The sequence below is a fragment of the Effusibacillus lacus genome (assembly GCF_002335525.1).
In the GTDB taxonomy this organism is placed as follows: domain Bacteria; phylum Bacillota; class Bacilli; order Tumebacillales; family Effusibacillaceae; genus Effusibacillus; species Effusibacillus lacus.
On record NZ_BDUF01000007.1, the window covers coordinates 17,259 to 43,018 of the forward strand.

Here is a 25,760-nt window from a genome sequence, read left to right on the forward strand (position 1 = left end):
GTCACAACCCGGAACACAGCAGCGACCTTTCTCATATCAACTGTAAATTTCTGGTTTCAGAACGCCGACATAGGGCAGGTTCCGATATTTTTCCGCATAGTCAAGACCATACCCGACAATAAATTCGTCCGGCACTTCAAAGCCGGAATAATCAGGGGTAATCTCAATTTTGCGGCCGCTCGGCTTGTTAAACAGGGTGACAATCCGAACTGAAGCGGCATCCCTTCTTAGCAGGGAATCCCTCAAGTAGCTGAGCGTCAGTCCCGTATCCACAATATCCTCCACAATCAACACATGCCGGCCCTCAACGCCGGTTTCAAGGTCTTTGAGAATACGAACCACGCCAGACGATTTGGTCGAAACTCCATAACTGGAAATGGCCATAAAGTCCATTTCCAGGGGAACTTCTATTCGTTTCACCAGATCGGACATAAACAGAACGGCCCCTTTCAGGACACAAATGACCAAGGGGTTCTTGTCTGCATAATCCTGAGCAATTCGCGCTCCCAATTCACCGATCCGGTTTTGGATCTGTTCTTCGGTGAACAAGATGTGTTTTATATCGTTGTGCATTTCCGGGTGTACCTCCTGGATGATTCAAGTCACCTCTGAACTGAGCTTTCCACAACAATGAGAAGGGTCCTCCGGGTTTGCGGTTGGACAAGTGCCCCTTGCCCCCGGCGAATTCCCGTTACCCAAACGATTTCATCTCCCAAGACCCAAATCGGCCAGGTATCACGAAGAGCCTTGGGAATCCGGGCTTCCATCAGAATTTCTTTTATTTTTTTGCTGCCTTGCATGCCGTAAGGTCGGATGACATCCCCGTGGCGGCGTTTTCTTATTATAAATTTCCGCCCGCACACTTCTTCGTAGTCAAACGCGGCCTCCCACCTGCTTGCGGGAGTTATGGCTCCATCCTTTACTTGCATGCTTCCCCGCATTGCCAATTCCGGTATTTCAAACAAAAAAGGCTTTGCAGGAGCATATGCCGGCATTTCGGGAATCATCAATTCCGTTTGCTGCCAATCCCCGGGAAACACTGTTCTGTCTTCTGTTCCAATATGTAACAATTGATACTCCCTCCAGGCCTGAATCCCGTTTGGCAAGTGGATCCGGGCAGAGGGAACCGGGTGTTGCGCCAAAGCAAGTATCTGCTCGATATGCTTGGCTTCCCACTCATTGGTATGTCCGCACAGATAATATAATATTAGTGTAATTGCACGGCGTTGTAAAGCAAGTGGAGATCGAACAAGATGCTCTGCGCTGACGGCAATTCTAACGTCTGTTCTTTCCTTAATCAGGGTTTTCAGAAGAGAGGCAGCCTGCTCTTTCATATAGCGATCCTCTTCTGAGGCCAGTTCACCCAATTGGATCAATGTCCGCTTCACGTTTTCGTTATATTCCGACTGGAGCATGGGAATCAGTTGTAATCGTATCTTATTGCGAAAATAATCGGTTAATGCATTCGAGGAATCGTTTCGGTATTCCAAATTGGCCGTTTGGCAGAACTTTTCAATTTCCTCTCTCCAAACGTAAAGAAGCGGCCTGGCAATTTCGACATGACCGAATTTCCTAAGAATGGAAATTCCGGCCAGACCGGATATGGACGTGCCTCGCAGAATGCGCATTAAGACCGTTTCCGCCTGATCGTCGGCATGATGGGCAAGGGCAATTTTCGGAGCATCCACCTTATGGGCGATCTTCAGGAAAAAGCGGTATCTTAGTTCTCTGGCCGCCACTTGTGTGGACATCCCATGTTCTCTGGCAAACGATTTTACATCCGGCCGATCGATATGAAACGGCAATCCAAGTTTGTTGCATAACTGTTGAACAAATTCGGCATCTGCCAAAGACTCTCTTCCCCGCAGGCCATGCTCCACATGTGCAACATGCAGCCCATATCCTGTTTCCTTTGCCAACTCATGCAGAATGTTCAGCAATGCAACCGAGTCCGCTCCTCCCGAAACGCCTACTACGATCCGTTCCCCGTTTGCAAAGAGACCATGTTCCTCAATCGTCCGTTTGACCTTGTGCAACACGCTGTTTCCTCCTGTCCATCCGAACCAGGGCGCCTGCCAATACAAGACCGGCCGCCACTCCCCCTGCCATCAACAGAGTTTGAGTCGCATTGGCAATACCCGTGGCATAGTCGGCTTGCACAAATGCCCGCATGGTGTTAAGTGCGCTCATCCCCGGAACCAACATCAGAATGCCGGACACAATAAACACGGTTCCCGGAAGCTTCTGGATCCGCGCCAGAACCTCGCTGGATACGGAAACAAAAAAAGCCCCCATGAATACTCCCGCAACCGGATTCAAACCGAATTGCTCGGCCCAATGCCTGATCATCAGCGCCCCTGCGCCTATGATCCCTGCCGGAATCAGAGCCTGTTTCGGAACATTATAAATGATCGCAAAGGCAATCGTGGCGATAAACCCCAATACTGGCTGAATCATTGCAACAAGCCCCCGATCTTTAAGGCAAACACTAATGCGACCGCGACGGCAATGGCAAAAGCGGTAAGCATGGCTTCTGCCGAACGGGCGACACCTGACAACAGATCATTGGCCATTAGGTCCCGGACAGCGTTGGTGATGGCCAGACCGGGCACCAGCGGAATTAGGGCCCCCAGGCTGATCTGATAGAAATTCTTTCCTATTCCCGCGCTTACGGTAAGCATTGCAAGCGAAGTTCCGGCCAGTGCCGCAAAAAAGACGGCAAGAAACCGCGGCATTCGCCGATCAAACACTTCCATCAGATAATTGGACAGGGCGGCACAAAAAGCTCCCGGCAGAAAATCGCCCATCCCCCCTTGAAACAACAAGGTAAATACACCCCCAGAAAGAGCCGCAGCAATTTGTCTGAGCCAATTGGGGTATTCGGGTTCAGCCTTTTCAATGGCCAGCAGTTGCTCCCAAACCTGCTGCACGGTGATCTTCCCGCTCTCAAATTGTCGGGATACGCTATTGATCCTTGCCACCTTTGTAAGGTCGGTCTGCAGCCCCTCCCCGATCCGGTACATTCTCGTAAGATGGCCTTCATCAGCCGTCACGCTGATAAAAATGCCAGTCGGTGTGACAAAACTGTATACCGAATGTGCGCCGCAAGACCTGCCGATGCGCTCAATCGTCTCTTCGACCCTTGCGGTTTCGGCACCGTTTTTCAGCATAAGGGCGCCCGCCTTCAAGCAGATCTTTACAATTGTTGGTAGGTGAAAATTCGTGTCCATGCTTCTATCTTACCATAAATACCCGCAGTATCATGGCAAGGCATAGAACGGCAGACCCAACGGCCACCCAATGGGACCAGTCCCAGTCTGCTTCGGTTCTATTGACCTGTTTGTGTACCCGGCCGGGAATCCCCTGGTGTGTCTTCCATCCTGAAGACTTCACGAATGAGACCGCCCGCAGCATCTCCGATGCATCCCGGTAATTCCCCCGCCAAGCCCGTTCAAGCACACCCTGCCAAGGTTGCATCTCTGGACTCTGTTGGAGCAATCGCCTGATTTTTCTAAACCCCCCCCTGCCAACGTCGATTCTTTGCGCTTCCGGCAAGAGCAACCGAAGCATCAACATGCCTGCGGCAAACAGGTCATATTGAATGTCCGCCCGTCGTGAACCCGCGTTCCAATAGGCCCTGTCATACCATTCGGTATATTGCCGGATTCCTTCTCCAAACCGTGTGGCACCCCCAAAATCGACCAACCTCAACTCACCGCTCAACGGATTGACCAGCACATTTTCCGCTTTGAGGTCCCCGAATGCGTATCCCAAACGATGGAGCTGCCGCAAATAATTCAGTAATTGCTGAAACAGCCGTCCGATTTCCGATCTCCCTTTTTCCCGGACGTAGGAAGTTATCGGAATCCCAGGGATATACTCCATCGTGTAAAAATGAACAGGCTTCCCGCCATCTCCGGGAAAATCGTCAAGATCATAAACAAAAGGGCCCAGGCGACTGCCTTGGACCGAGTTTTCAACACCGTTTTGCTGTTGTGCCTGAAGTTGCCGCAGCAGTCGGTACTCAAGCGCCACTCCCGCAGCGTCACGAGAAATCTTAATGGCATATTGGCGGTCATTCTCCCCCACCAGATAAACCTTACCGTTTGCCCCGATTCCCAGGGACCGAATGATTCGATAGGATCGACCGTTCCAGCGACCCGTTATGTTACACGACATAGCTGCGCGCTCTGCCATCTTGCATCCCCTTTTCCCCCAGAAGCAGGCTGATGGCTTGTTCCAACGCGGGACCCGTAGGTGTCCCGCCGGATGCCGACAATTCACTGCCAATGGCCGCCAGTCCCGGTTTTTCAGTGAAGTGAGACAGCACTCTTGCAGGATTGCCCGGTGCCGGGTAGGTCATTACCGCAATTTGATGCTCCCCCATTCTTGCATCCAAACCGATCTCCAGATCCCGGATGGCCTCTCTGACCTGCGGCAACTTGTCCTTCATGCTGGCAGAGACATCCACGAGCAAGATCAGGCGAAGTTTCGCTTTCTCCCCCGCTTGATCAATCATGGAAGCAATTTCAACCCTCTTGAATGGATGAATATCCTCCAGTTCCCTTCCAATCATCGTCTTCAGTTCCCTGTTGACCGCTTGCTGAATTGTCAATTGCATGGTATGCCGGGTCATCATCTGCATCGTCTGCGCCAATTGCTTTGCCTCCACGATTCGGCACACCCCCCCGCCTGCGGATGCGATTTCCGTTGCTTCCCGTTCGCCACCCGTTCCAAGAGCCCCTGCGTCAATGATTCCTATTACATTTACCGTGATGCCAGCCTTACGCGCAGTCTCTGCAGCCTGGACCGGATCACCGCCAATATTTGAACATCCGTCTGTTACCAACAATATCTGGTTAATTGTTACCTTTTCCCACATGTTTCTCACTCCCCAAAACTTTTATTTCCAGTTTGTCCGGGGAGGTAGACTCTTAAACTAGGAGAGTGTTGTTTTTTCAACTGCTCCCTGCAAAGGCACAGGAGCTCCGCCATTTTGTTTCCCGCGTTTGATTCGCTTCAAACCCGGAATTTTAATGGTTGCCCATTCAGGTTTGTACCTTTCAATCTTGGCAACCAGAACGGTCATGTCGTCTCCGATCTTCCCGTGATTCAGGCGAACGGCAAGTTCAACCAGCATGTCGGCTATCGCCTGCGGATCATCAGAGTCCATTCTTTCAATCTTCTTCTTAAACCAGTCCTCCTTGTCATTGACATGTTTTGGAGAATCGTAGATTCCATCCGACATCAGGATCAGAAGGTCGCCCACTTCCAATTCCGCTTCCACCGATTGAATATCAATGTCTTGCAGAATGCCGATGGGGACATTCTCCCCCTTAATGCTGGTAACATTGCGCCCCCTTTTTATAAATGAAGGAACGGAACCGATCTTCAAAAATTCGGTCTTGGCCGTAAACTGGTCAATCAGTGCCAAGTCGAGGGTCGTAAAGATCTCATCCTTCGAGCGCAGCAACAGGACCGAATTCACCGTCCTTATGGCCAGCTGTTCCTCAAAACCCGCTTTCAGGAGTTGCTGCAGCAAACGTATGGCAGCACTTGACTCCTGCATGGCTCTTTCTCCGTTTCCCATCCCGTCGGACACGGCAACCGCGAATTTCCCGTTTCCAACATCCAGTGTTGTATAGGAGTCCCCGCTCAAGATCTTTCCATCTTTGGCAGCTGATGTTACTGCCGTTTCCACATGGTACAGTTTGGCCGACCGGAAAAGGGCGGTCAGCCCCCCGTCCCCGTTTCCACTCTTGTTTTCCACTACAATATTCTCTCCGATAATTTCCGACAACAATGGAGCAATCAGTTTTTCACACTCGCTCATGTCGAAGGACAAAGCCTGGGTGACTTCAATTTCCACCTTTCCTTCTTCCAGTGAAATGATATCAACCGAACGTATGGACAATCCCAACTGCTCAAGAGACGCCACAATCAGCTCTTCATGGTCGGCTGAAGCATGGTTTTCTTTCTGCAATTCCCTCGTCAGATCTTGCATGATGCCCGATACCCCGTTTAACTGAGCGGCTACCAGTTCCCTGCTTTCCTGGAGCCTCCCCTGCCAGGCCATGTCGCGCTTGATCGAATCGGACACATTGTACAGCACAGGGAGAACCTGGTCTGTTCGGACGCACTTTCGTTCAAAGCTTTCAGGCAGGTTCTCCTTGACCACCACCCCCTCCCGTTCAATAACTTCAACAGTTTCAAGAAACGCGTGGTAGGTCTGGTAAAACTCTTTGTCCCAACATTGATCCCGCTTGAAACAAGAGGTACAAACTTGCTTTGCCACAACATTCATCATTTTGTTCAGGGCTTCATCATGGCTGCGACGTCCAATGGCGGAAAGCTGAGAGAATGTACGGGACAACTCCTGGAATACGCTGGAGATCTCCTTGATTCTCCCCGCCATTAGATCCCGTACCCTTCTGGCATAATCCTGTTGGGACAGGTAGTGTTGATGGGTTCCCGGAACATAGCGGGATACCTGCTCAATAAAAGATTTGGGGGTGAACAACAGCAGCAGGAATGCGGAGATGGTTTCCTGGGCAGCTGTCAGAACCTGTGGAAGCTCTTCCACATACACCGCCAGGATAGACGTTCCCAACAGAAACCCCAGGCCTGTCCCAACTTTTTTCGCATCCTTAAGCAATCCCCCCAATAATCCGGCAAACGCCAGCATCCCCACCTGAGATACGGCTGCCAGGCTTGCCATTGCCAGGATTATGCCGGTTACAACGCCAACGCTCGCTCCTACTCCAGCCCCGCCTATCAAAGCAAACAGCATGATCAAATAACGGCTGAAGATGTTCTCAAAGGACATGGAACCCAATTGAATACCCGTTAGTCCCGTTAAAACGGAGGCCATCAGGATGATTAAACAGAAAATCTCCTCATTGCGGAGTTCTTTTGCCCCGCGTTTGAAGGTGAAAACTGGCAGTGACTGGATAAAGATCAACGTCAGGACCATTGCCAGAAACCCTTCAATAAGTCCCATCACCAACGAATATCGGGTCATGTCGTCCAGTGCCAATGAAATTCCAATCCTGGTTCCGGAATCCATTAGAAACACAATGAATGGCACCATGTTCAGGTTAAATGCCTTTCTGCGGGACAAGAGCTTGTGAAGCCCCAAGTAGAGCAGAAGCATTACAGCAAGGGACATTACATGGGATAAGTTGTGTATGGTCAATGCCCCTATCAGTAGCGCAATCATGATTTTGCCCGACATTCCTTTACGGAGATGAAGCATTACAGCATAAAGCGCGAGTGCAAACGGCGAAATCTCCCCGAGGATTTCAGCCCTTCCAAGGAAGAATGCCATTATCACCAGTACAACCGATGATTTCAAGCCTGTTTTATGTTCCCACGTCTTTCTGAAGCTTGTCCACCTTGTAAACTTCTCTTGCAATCCCGGGGCGATTTGGACTCCCCCATCACCTGCTTGGACTCCCGCCGGCTGCGACTGCCAAAACCTTTTCCACATTCTGATTCCCCCGATTCCCGATTTAAGTAGGGCCATTATAGCAGGGCTCTTTTACAAAGTTTGTCGGAATCCGCTGATTTTACAGCATTTTTTCCGACAAAGAACAGCCAAATCCGCCGTCATTACTCAAGAATTAATTCCTGTTTAAGTTGCAAAAGGCCCTGCATATGGCGGTTCCCCACTCGATCCCTTGAAAATCAGGCATTTCGCCGGTGCTGAAACAAGGCTGAACCTGTCGAAACCTTTTTTGGACTGTCGACAGGATCAGTGAAAATCTGTATCGTAGAAAGTAACAAACTGATAAGGGGCAAACAGGAATGCGGCCAATCAAATATTCTATCTACATGAAGATTGCGGAAGAGCTTTCTCGTGCTTCCACCTGCCGCGTACATGTCGGCTGCGTGGTGGTTGGAAGGGACGGAGTGATCCACGGGCTGGGCTACAACGGTTCGTTGCCGGGCCACCCGCACTGTGAAGATGTGGGGTGTGACTTTGACGAGCATGGACATTGCAAAGCTACGCTGCATGCGGAACGGAATGCATTGCGGCGTGCGGCTGACAAAGCTCGTAACGGGATCGCATTTGTCACTCATTTTCCATGCCCTGATTGTGCCAAGGAACTGGTGGATTACGGAATATCCGCAGTGATTTATAAAAACGACTACCGGCGAAGCCCCATCTCTATAAGAATCTTGGAACGGTCCGGCATGCAAGTTGTGGCGTTTGACGACGCATGCGATGGAGACTGGCGGAAACTTGAGGAAGATATTGGTTGGCGAACAAGCCCGTCTGGAGGTGAACAACCGTGAAGACCTCGAATATGAAGACAATCACCCTGCCGCGGTTGAACAAGTTGAGTCCGACTCTCGAATCCACCGCTTTGAAACTGTTGGAAGAAGCAGGCGAGCTTGCACAAGCCATTGGCAAGTTCAGGAATCTGTCAGGGGAAGCCAACGAGGTAAACGAAGGCGTCATGGAGAGAATTGCCAGTGAACTTGCCGATACCGCACAAACTTGCATTACCATGATGTATGTTCTCGAGGAAAAATACGGGGTAGATATCGATAAAGTCTTGCAGGAGCATATCAAAAAACTGCGAAGTAAGGGCTACTGCGACTAGCAAATCCGTCAAATTGAAGGTACGTGGGTACATTTTCCCCGTTTGGTGCGTATACTAGAGCACCAGCCCAGTTGCGAGGGGGGAAAGACATGCCCAGTTGGCTTCGGAACCAACTGCAACGTGCCTTTCGCGAGCACGACAAGCATTCTGTCATTATGTTGAACAGGGTGTTTTTCAAATACAGAAAAAATGCAAATGCAATGTAATCCTTGCTGCACAGAATTGTCATTGATTTTTCTTTGACAGCCTTTCAATTCAAGTCTATAATTGAATCAATCTGTGCATTCGTGGATACATTGGATTTGAGGTGAATTTGTATGCCAACTTATACACACCCTGTATTGACTGGTATTGTTCTTCTGATCTTCGCGATCATGGCATTTCCTCCGATGCTGTCCTTGGCTCGCGAACGCCGGTTCTTTCTGGCAGGATTGATGTTCGTCACATTTGGAGTGTTTCTCGCGTCCGGAATTATTTCCTTTACTGTGGACCCGATTGTGAATCCGTAGTCAAAACAAGAGCTTCCCGTTTCGGATACGGGAAGCTCTTTCATTTTGCCTTCTCCTTGTCTCTTCTTCTGTAGTTTGCAATCATCCACCAAGCAGGAAACGCCAACAAAGCAAGAACTGCAACAGCAATTCCGATATATGACCACACGATTGGGTGCATTTTACTGGCCGCCCTCCAATTAAGGTGAAAAGTGCTTCCCTATCCTAGTGTTTCTTCCTTTCAGCAAAACATGCACCCAGTAAAATAGCATTCCGTCTCCGGAATGCCTGAGCTTGCAAAAATCCAATTATCCTCTGCGTCCGCCGCGCCCACCACGCTTGCTTTCGCTTCGCTTAAGAGCCAACAGTCGATCCTCGCTCTCCTTCAAAAACTTGGAAAGCTTGTCTTCAAAACTCTTCTCGGGCTTGCGGTGTCCCCGGTCACGAGAAGCACGTTCAAAGTTTCTTCCGCCAGACTCAAAGCGGTCTCCCCGTTGGCGTGGAGCCCCAACAGGTTCCACCGGTTTGTCAACCGCCTGGCGGATTGACAATCCGATCTTTCCGTCCTTATCGACGTTCAACACTTTGACCGTTACTGTATCATTGACCTTAAGATGCTCGTTTATATCTTTTACATAAGAATCGGCGATCTCCGAAATGTGCACCAAGCCGGTGACACCTCCGGGTAGCAGCACAAACGCTCCAAAATGAGTAATTCCCGTAACCTTGCCCTCAAGTTTGCTGCCCAATTCGATCGACATGAAAAAAAAGCTCCCCCTTAAAATTGAAAACCATTTACCATTTCAAATTATATGCGACTGCCGGAAAAAGTGTCAAGAAGGCTATTCTCCGGGTTTGAATATAATTTCGCCTTGCTTAATCATATTATAGTATTTACGTGCAAGCCGGGCGATATAAGAATCGTCCTGCAAGTTTGTGTATTGTGTCATTAACTGCTGTTCCTGTTGTTGAAGTTCCGTCAATTGCCGGCTCAGTTGTTCCTGTTCATTCTTCAGTCGCGACTGGTTGGGCATTATCACAAAAACAAAAGTGTAGATCGCCCATAAGGAAAAGCCGACCAGAAAGAGCGTCCTAAAGCGGAACTTCTTTTTCCTTCCAGATTCCGCTTGAGAAGCGGGGCGCCCTTGAGCCGGAGATACATAGACGATATTTGATTGTCCGGTCTTGGAATATCGGGATTTTCTCATCAAATCACCTGAGTTAGGACTTGGGGTTGTCTTCATTCCCGTTGAATAACCAATTCGTCAATCTCGACCAAATTCCTTTTCCTCTTGCGGCAAGTGATTTGAAATTGTCCAGTACTGGAGCGGTTTTTTGCATCAGCCTGTTCCACCAGGGACTTAGATATGGAAGGAAAGGCCGGATCAGGGGGTTACTAAGCTTCTTTGTCCACCTGAACAACTGTTTCCCAAGCCATTGCAGAATTTTCCCAAGCGGTTGGAACGGCCAAAGAATTACTTTCTCCAACACGCGCAGCAGTCGGTCAAAAGCCCTCAGGATGATGATAAGAGTTCGCCACAATTGCTGGATAGGCCCGACAACAAAAATTAAGAATCCTTTATATACGGACAGGCATAGAAAGCCAATACTCATAATGATTCCTACTGTGCTTCCGATCACTATTTTTCGGAAGAGAAGCCGGTATACGGCCAGTCCGATTCCCATTAATACAAAAACATAGAGTCGAAGCTCTCCGTTATTGGCCCACATCAAGCTCCAAAAGACAAGAAATACCGCCAGCACCCAAAAAGCGAGATCAAAGACCGGGCTTGCCCACCGCAAAAATTTCCAATGACGAAGCACAACCCGATACATGTCATAGACGGCACCCAATAACATGCCGTTTAAGCCCATCACCATTAGGGTCATATATTGTGTCTGTAATGTCATTTGAACAGTTTCCCGAGAAACCCTTTGGCTTTTTCCGTGGGCGATATCTTGTCATCAAAATACCCAAGGTCAAATACCATTCCCTCAATCTGAACCAGACCGTTTTCCAAATTCAAGGATTTAATGTGAAGGTTGTCGCCGCGAATAACCAAAAGACCGTATCCTGTTTGGAGCACAAATTCATGTGCATCAAAACTTTCCACGTTGATCACACCGGTTACCTGCACGGCCTGCCGGTTTAAGAGGGTCACCTCATGACGCTCAAACTGCTTATGGGTGCGTAATCTTTCATCCATCCGAATCCCTCCGCCCAAAAAGGAAATAGCGAGCAACAAACACGGGTTTGCTTGTCTCGCTACTCACTTTATGCGCATTCGGGACAAGAAATGACTTCTTGGGCAGAAGGAAAGGATGACCTATTTCGGGTCATCCTCATCATCCCATCTTGGATCTCCCTGTATTCTTTTTTCCGAGACCACCGTATACAATTCCGCTGCCTGATCTTTTGAAGCGTGTTCTGCAATGGCGTTTACTTTGACTTCGACAACTTTTGTGCCGAATGTAATGGTCAGGAGATCCCCCGCTTTCACCCCTGATGAAGCTTTTGAGGGGCGACCATTGATTTGGATTCGCCCCTGCTCGCAGACTTCTTTCGCCAAAGTTCTACGCTTGATCAAGCGGGAAACTTTGAGAAATTTGTCTAATCGCATCTTATTTCTTGGTCATTTCCTTCAACTTGGCACCCGGCTTGAACGCAGGAACCTTGGTTGCGGGAATTTTGATTACAGCGCCGGTTTGCGGGTTGCGGCCGTTACGAGCCGCACGCTTACGGGTTTCGAAAGTACCGAAACCGATCAACTGGACTTTCTCACCCTTCTTGAGGGCCTGGCCGATAGCTTCAAGCAGTGCGTTCACTGCAGCTTCAGCGTCTTTCTTCTTGAGGCCAGCTTTGGTTGCCACTTTGGCAATGAGTTCAACCTTGTTCATTCGTGAATCTCCTTTCAGGCAAGGATTTTATTGGTTTTATTAAACCTACCCTGCATATTCGTGCGGTTCGACAGAAAATCCTGCATATTTTGGGGAAATTTTTCTAAAGTCCTAAATTTTTTCGAGTTTTTTCGACTCATTCCACCAGGCATCCATCTCTTCCAGGGAACTATCGGAGAAGGATTTCCCTTGTTCTGACAGTTTTTTCTCTATATACGCAAATCTTCTACGAAATTTGACATTGGTTCTGGAAAGAGCTTCTTCCGGATCGACTTTTAGATATCTTGCCAAATTCACCAGAACGAATAATACATCCCCCAATTCTTCCGTTTTGTCTTCAGTTACCCGGAGTTCTTCAATTTCCTCTTTCAGTTTTTTGAGTACACCCTCCACATCCGGCCATTCAAACCCGACTTCGGCAGCTTTTTTTTGCAATTTATAGGAAACATCCATTGCAGGCATGTTATTCTTGACTGCGTCAAGAAACGATTCCTCCTGCGGGATTCCCTTGGTCTCTTTTTCCCTGCGTTTGATCTCCTCCCAATTACCCATTGCAGCATCTGCATCCTCCGCGCTGCGGTCACCAAACACATGTGGATGCCGGCGAATCAATTTGTCATTAATTGACTGGATTGCATCATAGATGGTGAACACGCCTTCTTCCGAGGCAATCTGCGAATGCAGAACCACTTGCAGCAACAAGTCTCCCAACTCTTCGCTCAAAGCATCAGGGTCGTCCAGATCAATCGCTTCTGCCACCTCATACGCCTCTTCAATCACGTTCTTTCGAATGGAAGCGTGGGTTTGTTCCCGATCCCATGGACAGCCCTCAGGTGATCTCAGAATCTCAACAATCTCCACAAGTTTTGAAAATTGGCGGTGTGTTACCCGATCTTCCGTACTGCTTGGCAAGTGAAGGGTTGTTAAATGATCCACCCAATCAAGATGGTCCAATTCGTAGAGGGGAACCCGTTCAACCCGTTCAACGCCTGCGACTCCCACAGCACGGGCGACTGTAACCGGATAGTCATCCGGATAGATATCCATTAAAGTAAGCTTTACTTCACCGGCTACTTCCTGATTGTAAACCTGCACAATGAGGGTATGTACGGAAGGATTCAGATTGTGTGCTTTCAAGCTGGTGCCATCCAAAATCAATAGCCCGTCAGTGGGGTCCACCCCAATTTTCAAAAGCAGTTCATCCAAAAACGAGTGTCCCGGACCCAGCAAGATTTCCACTCCTGCCGCAGGACCTTTCTGCAAAGCGATTTGTACAGACCGTTCGGCAACTCCCGGATGCCCAGGTACCGCATAGACAATTTCTCCATGTTTCTTTGCTTCATTTAGAAGAAGCTCCACGATCTGCTGATACAGGGATTCAAAATCCTCAGCCCGTTCGTACAGCTCGTCCAGCGGATGAAAGCGTACCCCTTTTTTCACCAATTCTTCCACAACCGGATGGCGTTCTGTACGCAAGAAAATCTTTTTGCCCGCTTGCAAAATCTGATACGTGCCTATCGGAAGGCCTGTCCAAGATCCGGGACCCAATCCCACGACATGAATTCGAGACACCCACAACACTCCCTTATCGAATGAGTCCGACCCGTACCAGAAAATGAGCCAATTGCGGCCCGACTCGCGGCACGGAACGGATGTCGTCTTTAGTTAAACTGCCCGAAGCGAGCAGCGCCAATCCATATACCAGACCGGCCACACCTATGGCTGTAAGGGTAAAACACGCAAAGGCAAGCCGTTCAGACAACTCGCTTTCCAAAAAAACCGGCAACCCCTCCCTTAAAACAACATAGCTGGCAATCCCCATCAGAAAAGAGGCCACAAAGGGCCGCCAAACCAACAAGCGGAGATCAAACACTATACCGCTGCGCCGATAGATGTCCCACATATTCAGCAGTGCCGAAACAAAGAAGGAAAGCACAGTGGAAATGGCGGCCCCTTCAATTCCCCAGACCGGTACAAGCAACAAATTGAAGCCGAATTTGCATCCGCCTCCGACCAACAAGTTTCTCACCGGTAAATAAACGTAACCCATCCCCTGCAATATGGCGGAAGTTGTCAATTGAACCGAGGAAAACAATGTTGCAAAGGAGATGGCCATGATGGTCGCGGTTCCGGAATCATCCTTGAACAGCATAATATCAATTGGTCTTGCAAGCAACAGCAGACCGATGGAAGACGGCAGTGCTATCAGGACTGTCATTCGCATCGCCAATTCCATCCGGTCGCAGGCAGTCCGTATATCTCTGACAGCCAAAGCGGATGCGATGGCAGGCATCAGTGCAGCCGCAATCGCCGTTGCAATTGTTGCCGGCAGCATCATCAACTTGAATGCCCGGCCTGACAACAACCCAAACAACTCGGTTGCGCGTTCCTGGCTATAGCCCGATTGCTTCAACAAGTTCCCTACTGTTATGACATCCACATTGTTCATCAAAGGCACAACCAGTGCGCCAAGAGAGACGGGAATTGCATAATAAAACAACTTCCTGACGATCTGTTTGTTTGGCTCGACGGGGACCCGATTTGGCATGCGAGCATCATGCCGAAACAACTGTCTTTTTCTCCAGACATAGCCGGCCAGTATTGCCAGTGACACGAACGCTCCCGTCACCGCACCGAAAGCGGCCCCGGCAGCCGCCCACTCTTCCCCATAACCCCATTGCAAAAGCATCCACGAAACGGAAATAATCGTTCCCACACGGATAAACTGCTCCGCTACCTGGGAAACGGCAGTGGGCTCCATCTGCTGCCACCCCTGAAAATATCCCCGGATGGAAGCCATTACAGGTACAATCAATAAAGCCGGAGCGATGGCTTTAATGGCAAAGACCGAGTCCGGGTCTCCCACAACTTGGGCAAACCAATCGGCTCCCCACCAGAGCAAAAGAAAACAGGCGATTCCCGAAAAAAACAGCAAGACGCTTGCCGCCCGAAACACTTTCTTGGCTCCCCTATAGTCTCCCATTGCAATGTGTTCGGCCACAAATTTTGACACTGCCACGGGGAACCCCGCAGTGGATAAAATCAACAGTGTCGAGTAAATAGGATAGGCCATCTGGAATAATCCCATTCCCCGGTCTCCGATAATATTTTGCAAAAAAATGGTGTAGACCGATCCCATGATCTTTGACAGGATTCCAGCGACAGCCAGCACCAGCGCTCCACGCAAGAACAGATTCCGTTCCGACATTCCGTCCCACTCCCCCAATTACGACCATTATAGCAAACATTCGCATGCTGGACGTGCCAGGCTTGCCTACCCTACTCTATGCCCCTTTGTATTTTTGTATGTTTCCTCGGGGTTCTCAAAAAAAATAGAGCACCACATGGGCGCTCTTTAAAAAGGAAGAGGGGTTGGATCCATTATTGTTCCATCTGTTTGGCCAGAAAGCCGGCGGCGGTTTCCGCCAGTTTGCTTTCCAATTCGCCCATCTTTGTGGCATCATCCTTGGACAGGATGACCACGGTGCCTATCGGGTCTCCCTGCGCAATAATAGGCGCGATCACCCTTGAGGAAAAACGTTCGGTACGTTCTTTCAGAATGGACATGTCGGCTGGAGCGGATACAACTGAAGTTTTCCGTTCTTCCATAACCTTCTCCACATCCGTTCCGATTGCCTTGTCCATGTAATCTTTCTTCGATGTACCCGCTACCGCAATCACGACATCCCGATCGGTAATGAGTGTAATATGTCCTAGGCTTTCATATAAAGAGTCCGCATATTCTTTTGCAAAATCACCCAGTTCACCGATCGGCGAATATTTTTTCAGAATCACTTCCCCGTCTCGATCAACGAATATTTCCAGAGGGTCTCCTTCACGAATTCTCAGCGTGCGGCGAATCTCTTTCGGAATGACGACACGGCCCAAATCATCAATTCTTCGGACGATACCAGTAGCTTTCATGGATGCTGTTTCGACCTCTCTTTCATTTGTGTAAGTACTGTATGCGAGATGAGGATCATCACTTGCACTTATGCTCTGTTGCCATTATTTTGTCCGAATGTCCGAATTATTACATTGGAATTTACTGGACTCTCCCTCTCGCAAAGGCCGGAAGAAAATGGGGGAAAGTGCGATTAGTATCTACCAGAAACGAGGGAATATGCAACAAATAAACCCAATCCTTCAGATCCGCAATTTGCGGCCTGGCGGGATTGGGTTTTGGGCTCACACTGGTTATTTGGATTCTGTCGGCAGAGTGATTTTGATGTCAGCGTTTTTCTTCATTTCTTCCACATGAGCATTCCAATCTTTCTCGATGGTTTGCTGGTTTTTGGCAAAATAAAGCTGTGATACTTCCTCTTTTACCTTATCAAACGGTTCCGGCTCTCCCCGTTTTTCCACTTTCAGAATGTGATACCCGAATTCCGTTTGAACGGGATCTGAAATCTTGTTGATTTCCAATTTCATGGCAGCATCCCGGAAGGGGTCCACGTAGCGGCTGAGAGGACCTTCCATCTTTCCTCCGTTCTCTTTGGCCGACGGGTCTATCGAAACCTCTTTCGCCACTTTGGCAAAATCCTCCCCGTTGGCCAGCCGTTCCTTGACCTGCATCGCCTCTTCCCTGGTTTTTGTGAGAATATGATGTACGGTGGCGTTTGCAAAAGCTCCTCGATTGTCCTCGTAAAACTTCTTAAGCAAGTCATCCGGAGGCGTCATCTTCTGTTTTTGATACTCTTCCGCATAAATGGATGCTTCTACCCAGGATTTAAGATCTTCATCCTTCAGGTTCAGTTTTTTCATTTGTTCCTGAAACCTGTTGTTGTCCCCACCATACGCAATCTGCGTAATCATGCCCTTATATTGGTTCAGGATGGGTCCCACCTGGTTTTGTTCCACCTTGATGTTTGCTTCTTTAGCTTTGTCGACCATTACTTTCCCGTACAGGACATAGTCCTCAAGGAACTCCTTCTTGTTTTGCTGTTCCTCTTTAAACTCGGGATCAAACAATTTGCGGATGTTGATCTGCTTCTGAAATTCCCCTTGGTTAACTTTGCCTCCATTGTAAGTGGCGACTACCTCCCCCGAAGTATCAGCTGCTTTGCTGCCGCAGCCAGCCAAACCAAGGCTTACGGCAACGGTCGCCAACAGCAATTTCCAACTTGTTCTAGGCATTTTGCAATTCCTCCTGATTTTTCAAAACTCCCTTGTAGGCGACCATAAACTTTTCTATTGTCTGCAAAATCTCGGGCTCTTTAAGCCCCTTAACCCGCAAGGTGATTGTAATGTAATTTCCTGCAGTCAGTTTCAACCGGTCCGGAAACTGCTGGGTCAGCGCAAAAAGTTTCTCCCCCCGGACCCGGGAATTCTGCCTTTCTGACAGTTTCATAATGACATCAAAACCTTCCTGAACTATGGAAGTAAAATCATATTGGATCGCATACGCCTTAATCCGGGTGACAGCCAGCAAATTGCGGACAGCTGGAGGCAGGTCACCGAAACGGTCTTCGATTTCCTCTTCCAGATCTTGTATGTCAGATAAGGTTCTTGCCGCGACAAACTTCTTGTAAACCTCGATTTTTTGCATGGTATCCCTGATATATTCGCTTGGAATGTACGCATCGACAGATAGTTCAACCTGAGGGTCGGGTGGTGTCTCTTTTTTCTCACCCTTCAGTTCTTGAATGGCCTGTGCCAGCATGTCTGAATAGAGATCAAACCCTACAGTGGCAATAAACCCATGCTGTTCGGCGCCCAGCAGATTGCCGGCACCCCGAATGGACAGATCCCGCATCGCAATCTTGAAGCCGGATCCAAGCTCGGTGAACTCCTTGATGGCCTGCAGCCTCTTCTCTGCCACTTCAGTCAACACTTTGTCCCGCTGGTAAGTAAAATAAGCATATGCAATCCGATTGGATCGCCCAACACGTCCGCGAAGCTGGTACAGCTGGGACAGTCCCATATGATCCGCATCATAAACAATCAGAGTGTTGACGTTGGGAATATCCAGACCGGTCTCAATAATGGTGGTGGAAACCAGAACATCCGCCTCTCCTTCGAGAAAATCCAGCATCACGCGCTCCAGTTCCTCTTCTCCCATCTGTCCGTGGCCTACCAAAACTTTTGCTTCCGGTACCAGCATGCGGATTCGATCCGCCATGTTGTCGATGTCCTTCACTTTGTTGTAAAGGAAATAGACTTGGCCGCCACGCCCAAGCTCCCGCTCAATCGCTTCCCGAACCAGCACATCGTTGTATTCCACAACGTATGTTTGCACCGGAAAACGGTTTTCGGGGGGGGTTTCAATTACCGACAAATCGCGTATTCCCAGCATGGACATGTGCAACGTCCGCGGGATGGGGGTGGCGGTAAGGGTCAGACAATCAATGTTGTTCTTCAGTTGTTTGATTCTTTCCTTGTGGGTGACTCCAAAACGCTGTTCTTCGTCGATCACCAACAGACCAAGGTCTTTAAACTTCACATTTTTGTTCAAGAGACGGTGGGTGCCAATTACTATATCCACCTTGCCTTCCGCCAAGCCTTTCATGACTTCTTTCATTTGGGCCTGTGTGCGGAAACGGGACACGACTTCCACGTTTACCGGAAATCCGGAACACCGCTCCTTGAAGGTCTCATAGTGCTGCTGGGCAAGGATGGTGGTGGGAACCAGGACAGCCACCTGCTTCCCGTCCATTACAGCTTTGAATGCGGCCCGAATAGCCACTTCAGTTTTTCCGTACCCCACGTCACCACACAACAGCCGATCCATAGGGTTTGCCTTCTCCATGTCTTTCTTGATTTCCCTGATGGCGCGTATCTGATCGGGAGTTTCCTCATAAGGGAACATCGCTTCAAATTCCCTTTGCCAATGACTGTCAGGACTGAAGGCGTGCCCCGGGGTGGCTTGTCTGGCTGCGTACAATTTAATCAGGTCTTCCGCTATGTCTTTGACGGAATTCTGGACTTTGGATTTAACTCTAGCCCACTCGGTTCCGCCAAGGGAATACAGCTTGGGTTCCTTTTCTTCCGCCCCCACAAACTTTTGAATAAGGTCGATTTGTTCAACAGGAACATATAACTTGTCTTTCCCTTTGTATTTGATATGAAGGTAATCCTTGTGATTTCCTTCAATCACCAGTGTTTCTATGCCAAGGTACTGACCGATCCCATGGTTGACGTGCACAACATAATCGCCCACCCTGAGATCCTGATAGCTTTTTAGCTTTTGAGCGTCAGACAGGTTTCTCATCTTTTTCGTCTTGCGTTTATTGGCGAAAACTTCATTCTCGGTTACAACCGCCAACTTGACCGAAACCAGCTCAAAGCCATTGGAAAGGTTGGCCTGCAAAATGACCGGCCGTTTGCCGATACCCTCAAGTCTGGCTACCCGATCTGCTTCCATGCCGTAATCGTCAAGCACCCTCTGCAGTCTCTCTGCCCGTTCCGGACTTGCCGCCAGGAAAATCACCCGGAAATTTGATTTCCGCCAACGTTCCAGTTCTCCCTTTAACACAGGCATTTGTCCGTGGAAGTTTTGACCGGATTTTGCCGATATATGAACCAGCTGCTGCAGGGTAATACCCGGAATTCCCCTTGGAAAAAGCGAAAGAAACAGGCGCCTAAACCTCTTGTATGAGAAAAGACTGTCCCGGTCAACAGAAGGGATGGTTCCAGGCAGAATTTCTCCATGCTCAAGGGCTGACGTTTCCCATTCTGCATGTTCCTTCTCAAGGACCTGAATCGCTTCCCTGAGCCTCGTAGGTTCGTCCAATACAAGAATGGTATCGGAAGGCATATAATCCAACAATGTCGCAGATTCGGGGTCTACCAGATGAGTATAACGAATAAGTCCGGGAAACACTATGCCTTCCCTCAATTGCTCAATCTCGTGCCCGATATGACGATCCAAATTTTCTTTGAGGGTCTCGTCCGTCAATTTTCGCTTGTGACTTGCCAGTCGTTCAAACAAAACATCAGCCAATTCCCGAAGCTGGTCGGGATGTGCCAACACTTCACGAATGGGCCAAAGGGATACGCTTTCCATTTTTTCGGTGGACCGTTGGGTAGTGGGGTCAAACGACCGGATGGAGTCCACCTCAATATCAAAAAATTCGACCCGTACCCCTGAATCCATTGTTAAAGGGAAGATGTCAAGGATTCCCCCACGAACGGAAAACTCCCCCTTGGATTCCACCATTTCGACCCTTTCATACCCCAAATAAACCAACCGGTTAGCCAAATCCTCCAGCGGTTGTTCATCTCCGACCTTTAGGTGCACCGCAGCTCCAACAAACTTGTCCATGGAAGGAAGCGTCTGATGAACGGCCCCGATGGGAGCTATGACTACCGGTGCTTTCCCTTTCGCCAAGGCCTCCAGCACAGTCAGCCTGGCTGCAGCCTGCTCAGGAGAATAGGCTAGAATATCAAGATAGGACAATTCCCGGTCCTGAAAGATCAATACCTCTTCATCGGGAAGCAATTCGGTCAAATCTTCATACACCGATTGGGCTTGCTGCATGTTGTGTGTAACTATCAACATCGGTTGACGCAAAGACTCCCTTAAAGCTGCAACGTACAAATGACGTGCCGAGCCGCTGATGCCCGCCAGCCATTGTTCGGTGCATGCCCCCGCAAACCCTTTGCGAACCGAGTCAAAATCCGCATCGGATCGGATTAATTCAACTAACGGATGCAACGCATATCTCCCTCCAAACTTTCAGAAAACAAAACGACGAAACGCCAAAAAAGCCTAAAGGCCGGAAGGCCTAGGCTTGCACAGTCGGCAGTATTTCATTGAAGCGGATTCTGAAGCAGCACCAATTCCGGGTGAGCCTCGATAGCTTCTTGACAATAATCGCAGATGGTTTTCACATACATTACATCCTCATTGAGATTATAGGATATTATATCGGCCTGCTCCTCGGCAGTCAAGGCATGAAAACCCAACCTGTCAGTATCAGTCTTGTGAGAGTCCAACTGGCCCAAATAGGAGCGGCAGTGTCTGCATACATATACAAGTTGCAAAACAAACTCCTCCTCGGTGTTCCTCTGAAATAGTATGGACGAGGAGGAGAGAAACAATACCTAATTATGCTTGTTCATGGCTGCTTGGAATGTTTCTTCAATGAAAGTGCGAAGAGCGGAAGCCGACTTGAGAACTGCGTCCTCCAAAGCCGGACGTTGTTCCTTTCGAAAAGGGGACAATACGTGATCGACGACAGAAACTCCAACATCCGGACGATCAATGCCAATTCTCACCCGCAAGAACTCCTGCGAACCAAGAGTGGAAATGATCGACTTGATTCCGTTGTGCCCCCCTGCACTGCCTTTAACTCGCAACCGGACCGTGCCAAGAGGCAGGTCCATATCATCATAGACCACCGCCCATTCCTCCGGTTCCGGTTTGTACCAATCCAACACCTGCCGGACCGAATGTCCGCTCAAGTTCATGTATGTCATCGGCTTCACGAGCACAACCTTTTCTCCCTTATGCATCCCTTCGCCGTAAAGTGCCTGAAATTTGGATTTGCGCACCTCAATTCCAAGGGAATCAGACAGTTTGTCAATCACCATAAATCCTACGTTATGCCTTGTTGTTTCATATTCCCTGCCGGGATTGCCCAGACCAATAACAATTCGCACGATAATCCTCCTTGCCATGTACCTATAGTCTCTTTCTAGAGTAGCGTTCCCAAGGAATTCGTGCAATGAACTTGAAAACCCCGCCCTTCGGAGGGCGGGGAAAACAAACTTGCTTGTTATATTGCAGCCTGGGCACTGAGTACTTCAAATATTTCATGAAGTTGCTCGTTCTTGGAAAGTTTCCGGCGAACTCTTGTCAGTGCATTGTCAACCGCCTTCCGGCTGGGCAACTCCAGAATATGTTGAATTTCCATGTGGCTGCATTCCTCGAAATAGAACAGTACCAGACAATTATACTCCAGCGGTGTCAGGTTTTCATTTTTCAAGATGGTTCGGATATTCTGCAAGGAATCTTTCCTCAGCAAAATCTGAAAGGTGGACTTGCCGGGTTTGTCAACGACCCCTTCAATGTAGGAGGTATCGCTCACAATTCCGTCCTCGTTCACCGACAGGCCGTCCAATCGCATGGCAGTGCGATTTGGGACATTGGCTTGACCATACAGCCTGCGAAGGCGTGACTTGATGTGATTTTCCACCGTAAGCTTGCAATAAGAGAAAAACGACATCTTCCCGGTTTCAAAGGATTTGACCGCATTCCACACTTCAATACGGGCCCACTGGAAAATCTCATCCCGGTCCGCCATCCACGAAGCATACCGATGAGCAATTCTGCGGCACATGGGTTCAACTCGTTTCAGTGTTTCCTGAAAGGCATACTCATCGGTTTTCGCTCTTACAGCCAGAGAATTCAAGTCTAAAGATGCAAGATCGATTACAGTCAGAGACATTTTCTACTCCTCCTTCCCGCAAACACTGACGAAATCTGTCGATTTACCCCCTACACTTAAAATACATTGCTTAATCTATTAATAAATAGGTACGAAAATACTAGTTTTCTTAAATTCCATAGAACTTTTGGCTTATTTTTTTATGGGTATAAAGCCTTATTTTTGGGTGACCAAAATAAAAAAATCCGCTTGGGAAGCGGATTTTACTGAATGTCCAGACTGTATTAAATGATTTTATTCATGGGCACCTGGAATTTCATGTGCCCCAACACCCTGTCCTTCCGTATCATGAACAAGATCTGGTTCCTTCGGTTCGATTTCCGTTTCAGGAGGTGCATTTTTGGCGGCGATTACGCCCACAACCACATCTTCAGGGTCCGATTTAACCTCGCAATTGACCGGAACGGGCAAGTCTCTCACATATAGATTATCGCCAATTTTCATATCGGAAACATGGACCAGAATGTATTCCGGCACTTCCGCAGGCAGAGCGCGGACCATAACTTCACGCATTTGCTGTTGAATGACCGCATCCTGTTTTTCAACCTCTTCCAGCCCTGTCAGATACAAAGGAACTTCCACATCAACCGGCTCATCCAACGAGACGGCATGAAAGTCAATGTGCAGCACACGTCTGTTGATCGGCTCCCGGTCAATATGGTGAATCATTGCGTGGTAACTGCCCAAGCCGTCAATGTTCATCTCAACCAACCCGTATCCATTCTGGGCTGCGATTTGCTTGAAGGATTCCGAATCGATATAGATTGGGGTCGAGGCTACGGTTCGTCCGTAAATGACCGCCGGTATGCTGCCTTCACGGCGGATGCGGTTTCGCTCGCCTTTGGTAAGCCTGGTTCGAAGACCGCCTCGAATCAAAGTTTTCACCATAAAAAATTCCCTCCAATCGCAAATGATGTATCTATTAAAAGATACCCATTTTGGAGGGAAATGAAACACTTTACTCAAACAATAGAGAAACGGACTCTTCGTTGTGAATCCGCAGGATGGCATCCGCAATCAGCTTGGCTACAGATCTTACCACAATCTTTGAGGATTGCTTGTCTTCTCCAAGTACAATCGAATTGGTGACCACCACTTCTTTCAGGACGGAATCATTCAATCGCTGAATCGCAGGACCTGAGAATACGGGATGGGTGCAGCATGCATAAACCTCGCGTGCGCCCAACTCAATCAGCGCTTTGGCTCCGTGGGTGATCGTTCCTGCAGTATCGATCATATCGTCTATCATAATTGCCGTCTTTCCATCGATATTCCCGATTACATTCATAACTTCCGCCACATTGGGCTCGGGGCGGCGTTTGTCAATAATGGCAATCGGCGCACCCAACCTTTCTGCCATGCTGCGGGCACGTGTCACGCCCCCCATGTCGGGCGATACAATCACAACGTCCTCAAGATTCTTGCTCTTAAAATAATCAGCCAAAATCGGCTCAGCATACAAATGGTCAACGGGAATGTCAAAGAACCCCTGAATCTGTCCTGCATGCAAGTCCATCGTTACCATACGGGTGGCCCCTGCAGTTTGAATCAGATTGGCGACCAGCTTGGCCGTTATCGGATCCCGCGCTCTGGCCTTCCGATCCTGGCGGGCATATCCGTAATAAGGCATGACTACATTGATACTGCCGGCGGAAGCCCGCTTTAAAGCATCCACCATGATCAACAATTCCATCAGATGTTCATTGGCGGGAGCGGAAGTTGGCTGGATGACAAATACATCGCAACCGCGAACGCTTTCTTCCAACTTGATGCGAACCTCTCCGTCCGAGAAGCGGGTTACATGCGAAATTCCCAGATCTATGCCAAGATGTTCCACAATCTCTTTGGCCAGGTCAGGATTTGCATTACAAGTGAATACCTTCAGTTTCCTGTCTTGATACACCTTTAACCCCTCACTTTTCCGGGCGCCGCTCACGCAGCTTAGCCTCTAATTTCTCCTTGTATCCTTCTTTGGTCACTTGTTTTTCCCGAGCAATGGCCAAAGCCCCATCCGGTACGTGATCGGTGATTGTCGAACCCGCCGCCACATAAGAATTGTCACCGACGGCTACGGGAGCGACCAGGTTGGTGTTACAGCCAATAAAACTGTTATTGCCCACAACCGTTCTATGTTTGGTTATTCCGTCATAATTTACGGTGATTGTCCCACAACCGATATTGGTGTTGCTTCCGATGTCGGCATCCCCCACATAGGAAAGATGGGGAATCTTACTGCCTTCACCGATTGTGGAATTCTTCACTTCAACGAAATCGCCGATTTTCACATTGTTCGACACTTTCGAACCGGGTCTCACATAGGCGAACGGCCCAATGTTAACTCCTGCACCAAAGGTCGAATCGATCAACACTGATTGAATGACAACGCTTCCATCCCCCAGTGTGCAGTTTTGGATCTGTGTATTCGGGCCAATCTCGCAACCGCTCCCGATTTCGGTAAAACCGGTCAGAAAAGTTCCGGGGTAGATTACAGTGTCGGCTCCAATTTTTACATCCGTATCAATATATACGGATGACGGATCCAATAGGGTCACTCCGTTTCTCATATGATCACGCCGGATCTTCTCTCTCAGAAGCTGCTCGACAACAGCCAATTGAATGCGGTCATTGACACCCATTATTTCGTCTGCATCAGTTGCGCAATAAGCTGCAACCTTTCTTCCTTGCCTGCGCAAGATATCAATGCAATCGGTCAGGTAGTACTCTCCTTGGGCATTGTCATTCGTAAGATGTTTTAAGGCTTCCAGCAACGAAGGCGTGTCGAAGCAGTAAGTCCCGGAATTGATCTCCCGGACCGCTTTCTCTTCTGCGGATGCATCTTTCTCTTCCACAATCCGCAGAACCGAGCCGTCATCCCCTCTGATGATCCTGCCGTATCCAAACGGATTGTCAAGAAGTCCTGACAGAACGGTTACAGCAGCACCCTTCTGTTGGTGAAGTTCAATCAGATTCTTGAAAGTATCAGCCGTAATAAGGGGAGTATCTCCGGTGCACACCAGAGTAATTCCAGCCCCGCTTTCCAACAGCGGAGCGACCTGCATTACAGCGTGGCCGGTTCCCAATTGTTCTTTCTGCCATACAAACTCAACGTCATCCCCGAGGGCTGCCTGAACCTGTTCACCCAGACTTCCAATTACAACAATGGGTCTTGTAATCCCCGCTGTCTGCAGCGCATCCAGAATGTGGCGAATCATCGGTTTGCCGCATACCGGGTGAAGAACTTTGTGACGCCGGGATTTCATTCGTGTACCTTGTCCTGCCGCGAGGACAACGGCATTAATTGACATGTTGCAAGTCCCCCGTCCTTCTCCGTTTCGAATCCACCCATCATTGTACCCCAATAAAAAATATCCCGC

28 protein-coding genes are annotated in these 25,760 nt (G+C 49.0%); 4 read left to right on the forward strand and 24 right to left on the reverse strand.

The window, feature by feature from the left end:
• Window positions 1-36: 36 nt before the first annotated feature.
• The 7 genes from hpt to spoIIE are packed head-to-tail and all read right to left on the reverse strand — an operon-like array spanning window position 37 to window position 7,489.
• Window positions 37-573 (reverse strand): hypoxanthine phosphoribosyltransferase, encoded by a 537-nt coding sequence (gene hpt / locus EFBL_RS01330; RefSeq protein ID WP_096180343.1) that lies wholly within the window; start codon window positions 571-573, stop codon window positions 37-39.
• A gap of 29 nt (window positions 574-602) precedes the next feature.
• The gene (gene tilS, locus EFBL_RS01335) at window positions 603-2,039 is read right to left on the reverse strand and encodes a tRNA lysidine(34) synthetase TilS (protein ID WP_165912574.1); all 1,437 of its coding nucleotides are present in this window, start codon (window positions 2,037-2,039) and stop codon (window positions 603-605) included.
• Window positions 2,011-2,457, reverse strand: a complete 447-nt coding sequence (locus tag EFBL_RS01340) for a threonine/serine exporter family protein (RefSeq protein WP_096180345.1) — start codon at window positions 2,455-2,457, stop codon at window positions 2,011-2,013. Before EFBL_RS01340 ends, tilS begins: the two co-directional genes overlap by 29 nt.
• Window positions 2,454-3,230, reverse strand: a complete 777-nt coding sequence (locus tag EFBL_RS01345) for a threonine/serine exporter family protein (protein ID WP_096180346.1) — start codon at window positions 3,228-3,230, stop codon at window positions 2,454-2,456. Before EFBL_RS01345 ends, EFBL_RS01340 begins: the two co-directional genes overlap by 4 nt.
• A gap of 4 nt (window positions 3,231-3,234) precedes the next feature.
• A complete protein-coding gene (locus tag EFBL_RS01350) occupies window positions 3,235-4,197 on the reverse strand; it encodes a protein kinase domain-containing protein (protein WP_096180347.1) in 963 nt (320 codons plus the stop codon).
• Window positions 4,169-4,882, reverse strand: a complete 714-nt coding sequence (locus tag EFBL_RS01355) for a vWA domain-containing protein (protein ID WP_096180348.1) — start codon at window positions 4,880-4,882, stop codon at window positions 4,169-4,171. Before EFBL_RS01355 ends, EFBL_RS01350 begins: the two co-directional genes overlap by 29 nt.
• Before the next feature lie 57 nt (window positions 4,883-4,939).
• Entirely contained in the window at window positions 4,940-7,489 is a 2,550-nt protein-coding gene (spoIIE, locus tag EFBL_RS01360) for a stage II sporulation protein E (protein WP_165912572.1), read from the reverse strand.
• 317 nt (window positions 7,490-7,806) lie between these two features.
• Between spoIIE and EFBL_RS01365 the strand changes: the two genes are divergently transcribed.
• The 4 genes from EFBL_RS01365 to EFBL_RS01380 all read left to right on the forward strand — a co-directional run bounded on the left by EFBL_RS01365 (window position 7,807) and on the right by EFBL_RS01380 (window position 9,118).
• A complete protein-coding gene (locus EFBL_RS01365) occupies window positions 7,807-8,298 on the forward strand; it encodes a deoxycytidylate deaminase (RefSeq protein ID WP_096180350.1) in 492 nt (163 codons plus the stop codon).
• Window positions 8,295-8,609: a MazG-like family protein gene (locus EFBL_RS01370; RefSeq protein ID WP_231705644.1), complete on the forward strand. Its 315-nt coding sequence runs from the start codon at window positions 8,295-8,297 to the stop codon at window positions 8,607-8,609. The genes EFBL_RS01365 and EFBL_RS01370 overlap by 4 nt, the downstream gene beginning before the upstream one ends.
• An 89-nt stretch (window positions 8,610-8,698) precedes the next feature.
• The gene (gene cmpA / locus EFBL_RS01375) at window positions 8,699-8,815 is read left to right on the forward strand and encodes a cortex morphogenetic protein CmpA (RefSeq protein ID WP_096180351.1); all 117 of its coding nucleotides are present in this window, start codon (window positions 8,699-8,701) and stop codon (window positions 8,813-8,815) included.
• 111 nt (window positions 8,816-8,926) lie between these two features.
• Window positions 8,927-9,118, forward strand: coding sequence for a hypothetical protein (locus EFBL_RS01380; protein WP_096180352.1), 192 nt, complete (start codon window positions 8,927-8,929; stop codon window positions 9,116-9,118).
• A 287-nt stretch (window positions 9,119-9,405) separates the two neighbouring features.
• Here the strand turns inward: EFBL_RS01380 and EFBL_RS01385 are convergent, their stop codons facing one another.
• The 17 genes from EFBL_RS01385 to glmU form a co-directional block, all read right to left on the reverse strand.
• On the reverse strand, window positions 9,406-9,858 hold the full coding sequence (locus EFBL_RS01385) for a S1 domain-containing RNA-binding protein (RefSeq protein WP_096180353.1): 453 nt from the start codon (window positions 9,856-9,858) through the stop codon (window positions 9,406-9,408).
• Window positions 9,859-9,939: 81 nt separating this feature from the next.
• Window positions 9,940-10,341 (reverse strand): FtsB family cell division protein, encoded by a 402-nt coding sequence (locus EFBL_RS01390; protein WP_096180354.1) that lies wholly within the window; start codon window positions 10,339-10,341, stop codon window positions 9,940-9,942.
• Window positions 10,319-11,008, reverse strand: coding sequence for a spore cortex biosynthesis protein YabQ (gene yabQ / locus EFBL_RS01395; RefSeq protein ID WP_096180355.1), 690 nt, complete (start codon window positions 11,006-11,008; stop codon window positions 10,319-10,321). The genes EFBL_RS01390 and yabQ overlap by 23 nt, the downstream gene beginning before the upstream one ends.
• Complete coding sequence (gene yabP / locus EFBL_RS01400) at window positions 11,005-11,304, reverse strand: sporulation protein YabP (RefSeq protein WP_096180356.1); 300 nt, start codon at window positions 11,302-11,304, stop codon at window positions 11,005-11,007. The genes yabQ and yabP overlap by 4 nt, the downstream gene beginning before the upstream one ends.
• Before the next feature lie 120 nt (window positions 11,305-11,424).
• The gene (locus EFBL_RS01405) at window positions 11,425-11,718 is read right to left on the reverse strand and encodes an RNA-binding S4 domain-containing protein (protein WP_096180357.1); all 294 of its coding nucleotides are present in this window, start codon (window positions 11,716-11,718) and stop codon (window positions 11,425-11,427) included.
• Between the two features lies 1 nt (window position 11,719).
• Window positions 11,720-11,995, reverse strand: coding sequence for a non-specific DNA-binding protein Hbs (gene hbs / locus EFBL_RS01410; protein WP_096180358.1), 276 nt, complete (start codon window positions 11,993-11,995; stop codon window positions 11,720-11,722).
• Between the two features lie 111 nt (window positions 11,996-12,106).
• Window positions 12,107-13,567, reverse strand: coding sequence for a bifunctional methyltransferase/pyrophosphohydrolase YabN (yabN, locus tag EFBL_RS01415; protein ID WP_096180359.1), 1,461 nt, complete (start codon window positions 13,565-13,567; stop codon window positions 12,107-12,109).
• Window positions 13,568-13,580: 13 nt separating this feature from the next.
• Window positions 13,581-15,203, reverse strand: a complete 1,623-nt coding sequence (locus EFBL_RS01420; RefSeq protein WP_096180360.1) for a putative polysaccharide biosynthesis protein — start codon at window positions 15,201-15,203, stop codon at window positions 13,581-13,583.
• Window positions 15,204-15,376: 173 nt separating this feature from the next.
• Entirely contained in the window at window positions 15,377-15,919 is a 543-nt protein-coding gene (gene spoVT / locus EFBL_RS01425; RefSeq protein WP_096180361.1) for a stage V sporulation protein T, read from the reverse strand.
• A 273-nt stretch (window positions 15,920-16,192) separates the two neighbouring features.
• Window positions 16,193-17,131: a peptidylprolyl isomerase gene (locus tag EFBL_RS01430; protein WP_096180362.1), complete on the reverse strand. Its 939-nt coding sequence runs from the start codon at window positions 17,129-17,131 to the stop codon at window positions 16,193-16,195.
• The gene (gene mfd, locus EFBL_RS01435) at window positions 17,124-20,651 is read right to left on the reverse strand and encodes a transcription-repair coupling factor (RefSeq protein WP_096180363.1); all 3,528 of its coding nucleotides are present in this window, start codon (window positions 20,649-20,651) and stop codon (window positions 17,124-17,126) included. Before mfd ends, EFBL_RS01430 begins: the two co-directional genes overlap by 8 nt.
• Window positions 20,652-20,746: 95 nt before the next feature.
• The gene (gene fin / locus EFBL_RS01440) at window positions 20,747-20,980 is read right to left on the reverse strand and encodes an anti-sigma-F factor Fin (RefSeq protein WP_096180364.1); all 234 of its coding nucleotides are present in this window, start codon (window positions 20,978-20,980) and stop codon (window positions 20,747-20,749) included.
• A 60-nt stretch (window positions 20,981-21,040) separates the two neighbouring features.
• Window positions 21,041-21,598: an aminoacyl-tRNA hydrolase gene (gene pth, locus EFBL_RS01445; protein ID WP_096180365.1), complete on the reverse strand. Its 558-nt coding sequence runs from the start codon at window positions 21,596-21,598 to the stop codon at window positions 21,041-21,043.
• A 116-nt stretch (window positions 21,599-21,714) separates the two neighbouring features.
• Window positions 21,715-22,386 carry a sigma-70 family RNA polymerase sigma factor gene (locus tag EFBL_RS01450; RefSeq protein WP_096180366.1) on the reverse strand — a complete coding sequence of 224 codons (672 nt, stop codon included), beginning with the start codon at window positions 22,384-22,386 and terminating at the stop codon, window positions 21,715-21,717.
• A gap of 234 nt (window positions 22,387-22,620) precedes the next feature.
• On the reverse strand, window positions 22,621-23,274 hold the full coding sequence (locus tag EFBL_RS01455; RefSeq protein ID WP_096180367.1) for a 50S ribosomal protein L25: 654 nt from the start codon (window positions 23,272-23,274) through the stop codon (window positions 22,621-22,623).
• Between the two features lie 70 nt (window positions 23,275-23,344).
• A complete protein-coding gene (locus EFBL_RS01460; protein WP_172899620.1) occupies window positions 23,345-24,289 on the reverse strand; it encodes a ribose-phosphate diphosphokinase in 945 nt (314 codons plus the stop codon).
• Window positions 24,290-24,299: 10 nt separating this feature from the next.
• Complete coding sequence (gene glmU, locus EFBL_RS01465; RefSeq protein ID WP_096180369.1) at window positions 24,300-25,691, reverse strand: bifunctional UDP-N-acetylglucosamine diphosphorylase/glucosamine-1-phosphate N-acetyltransferase GlmU; 1,392 nt, start codon at window positions 25,689-25,691, stop codon at window positions 24,300-24,302.
• Window positions 25,692-25,760 lie beyond the last annotated feature (69 nt).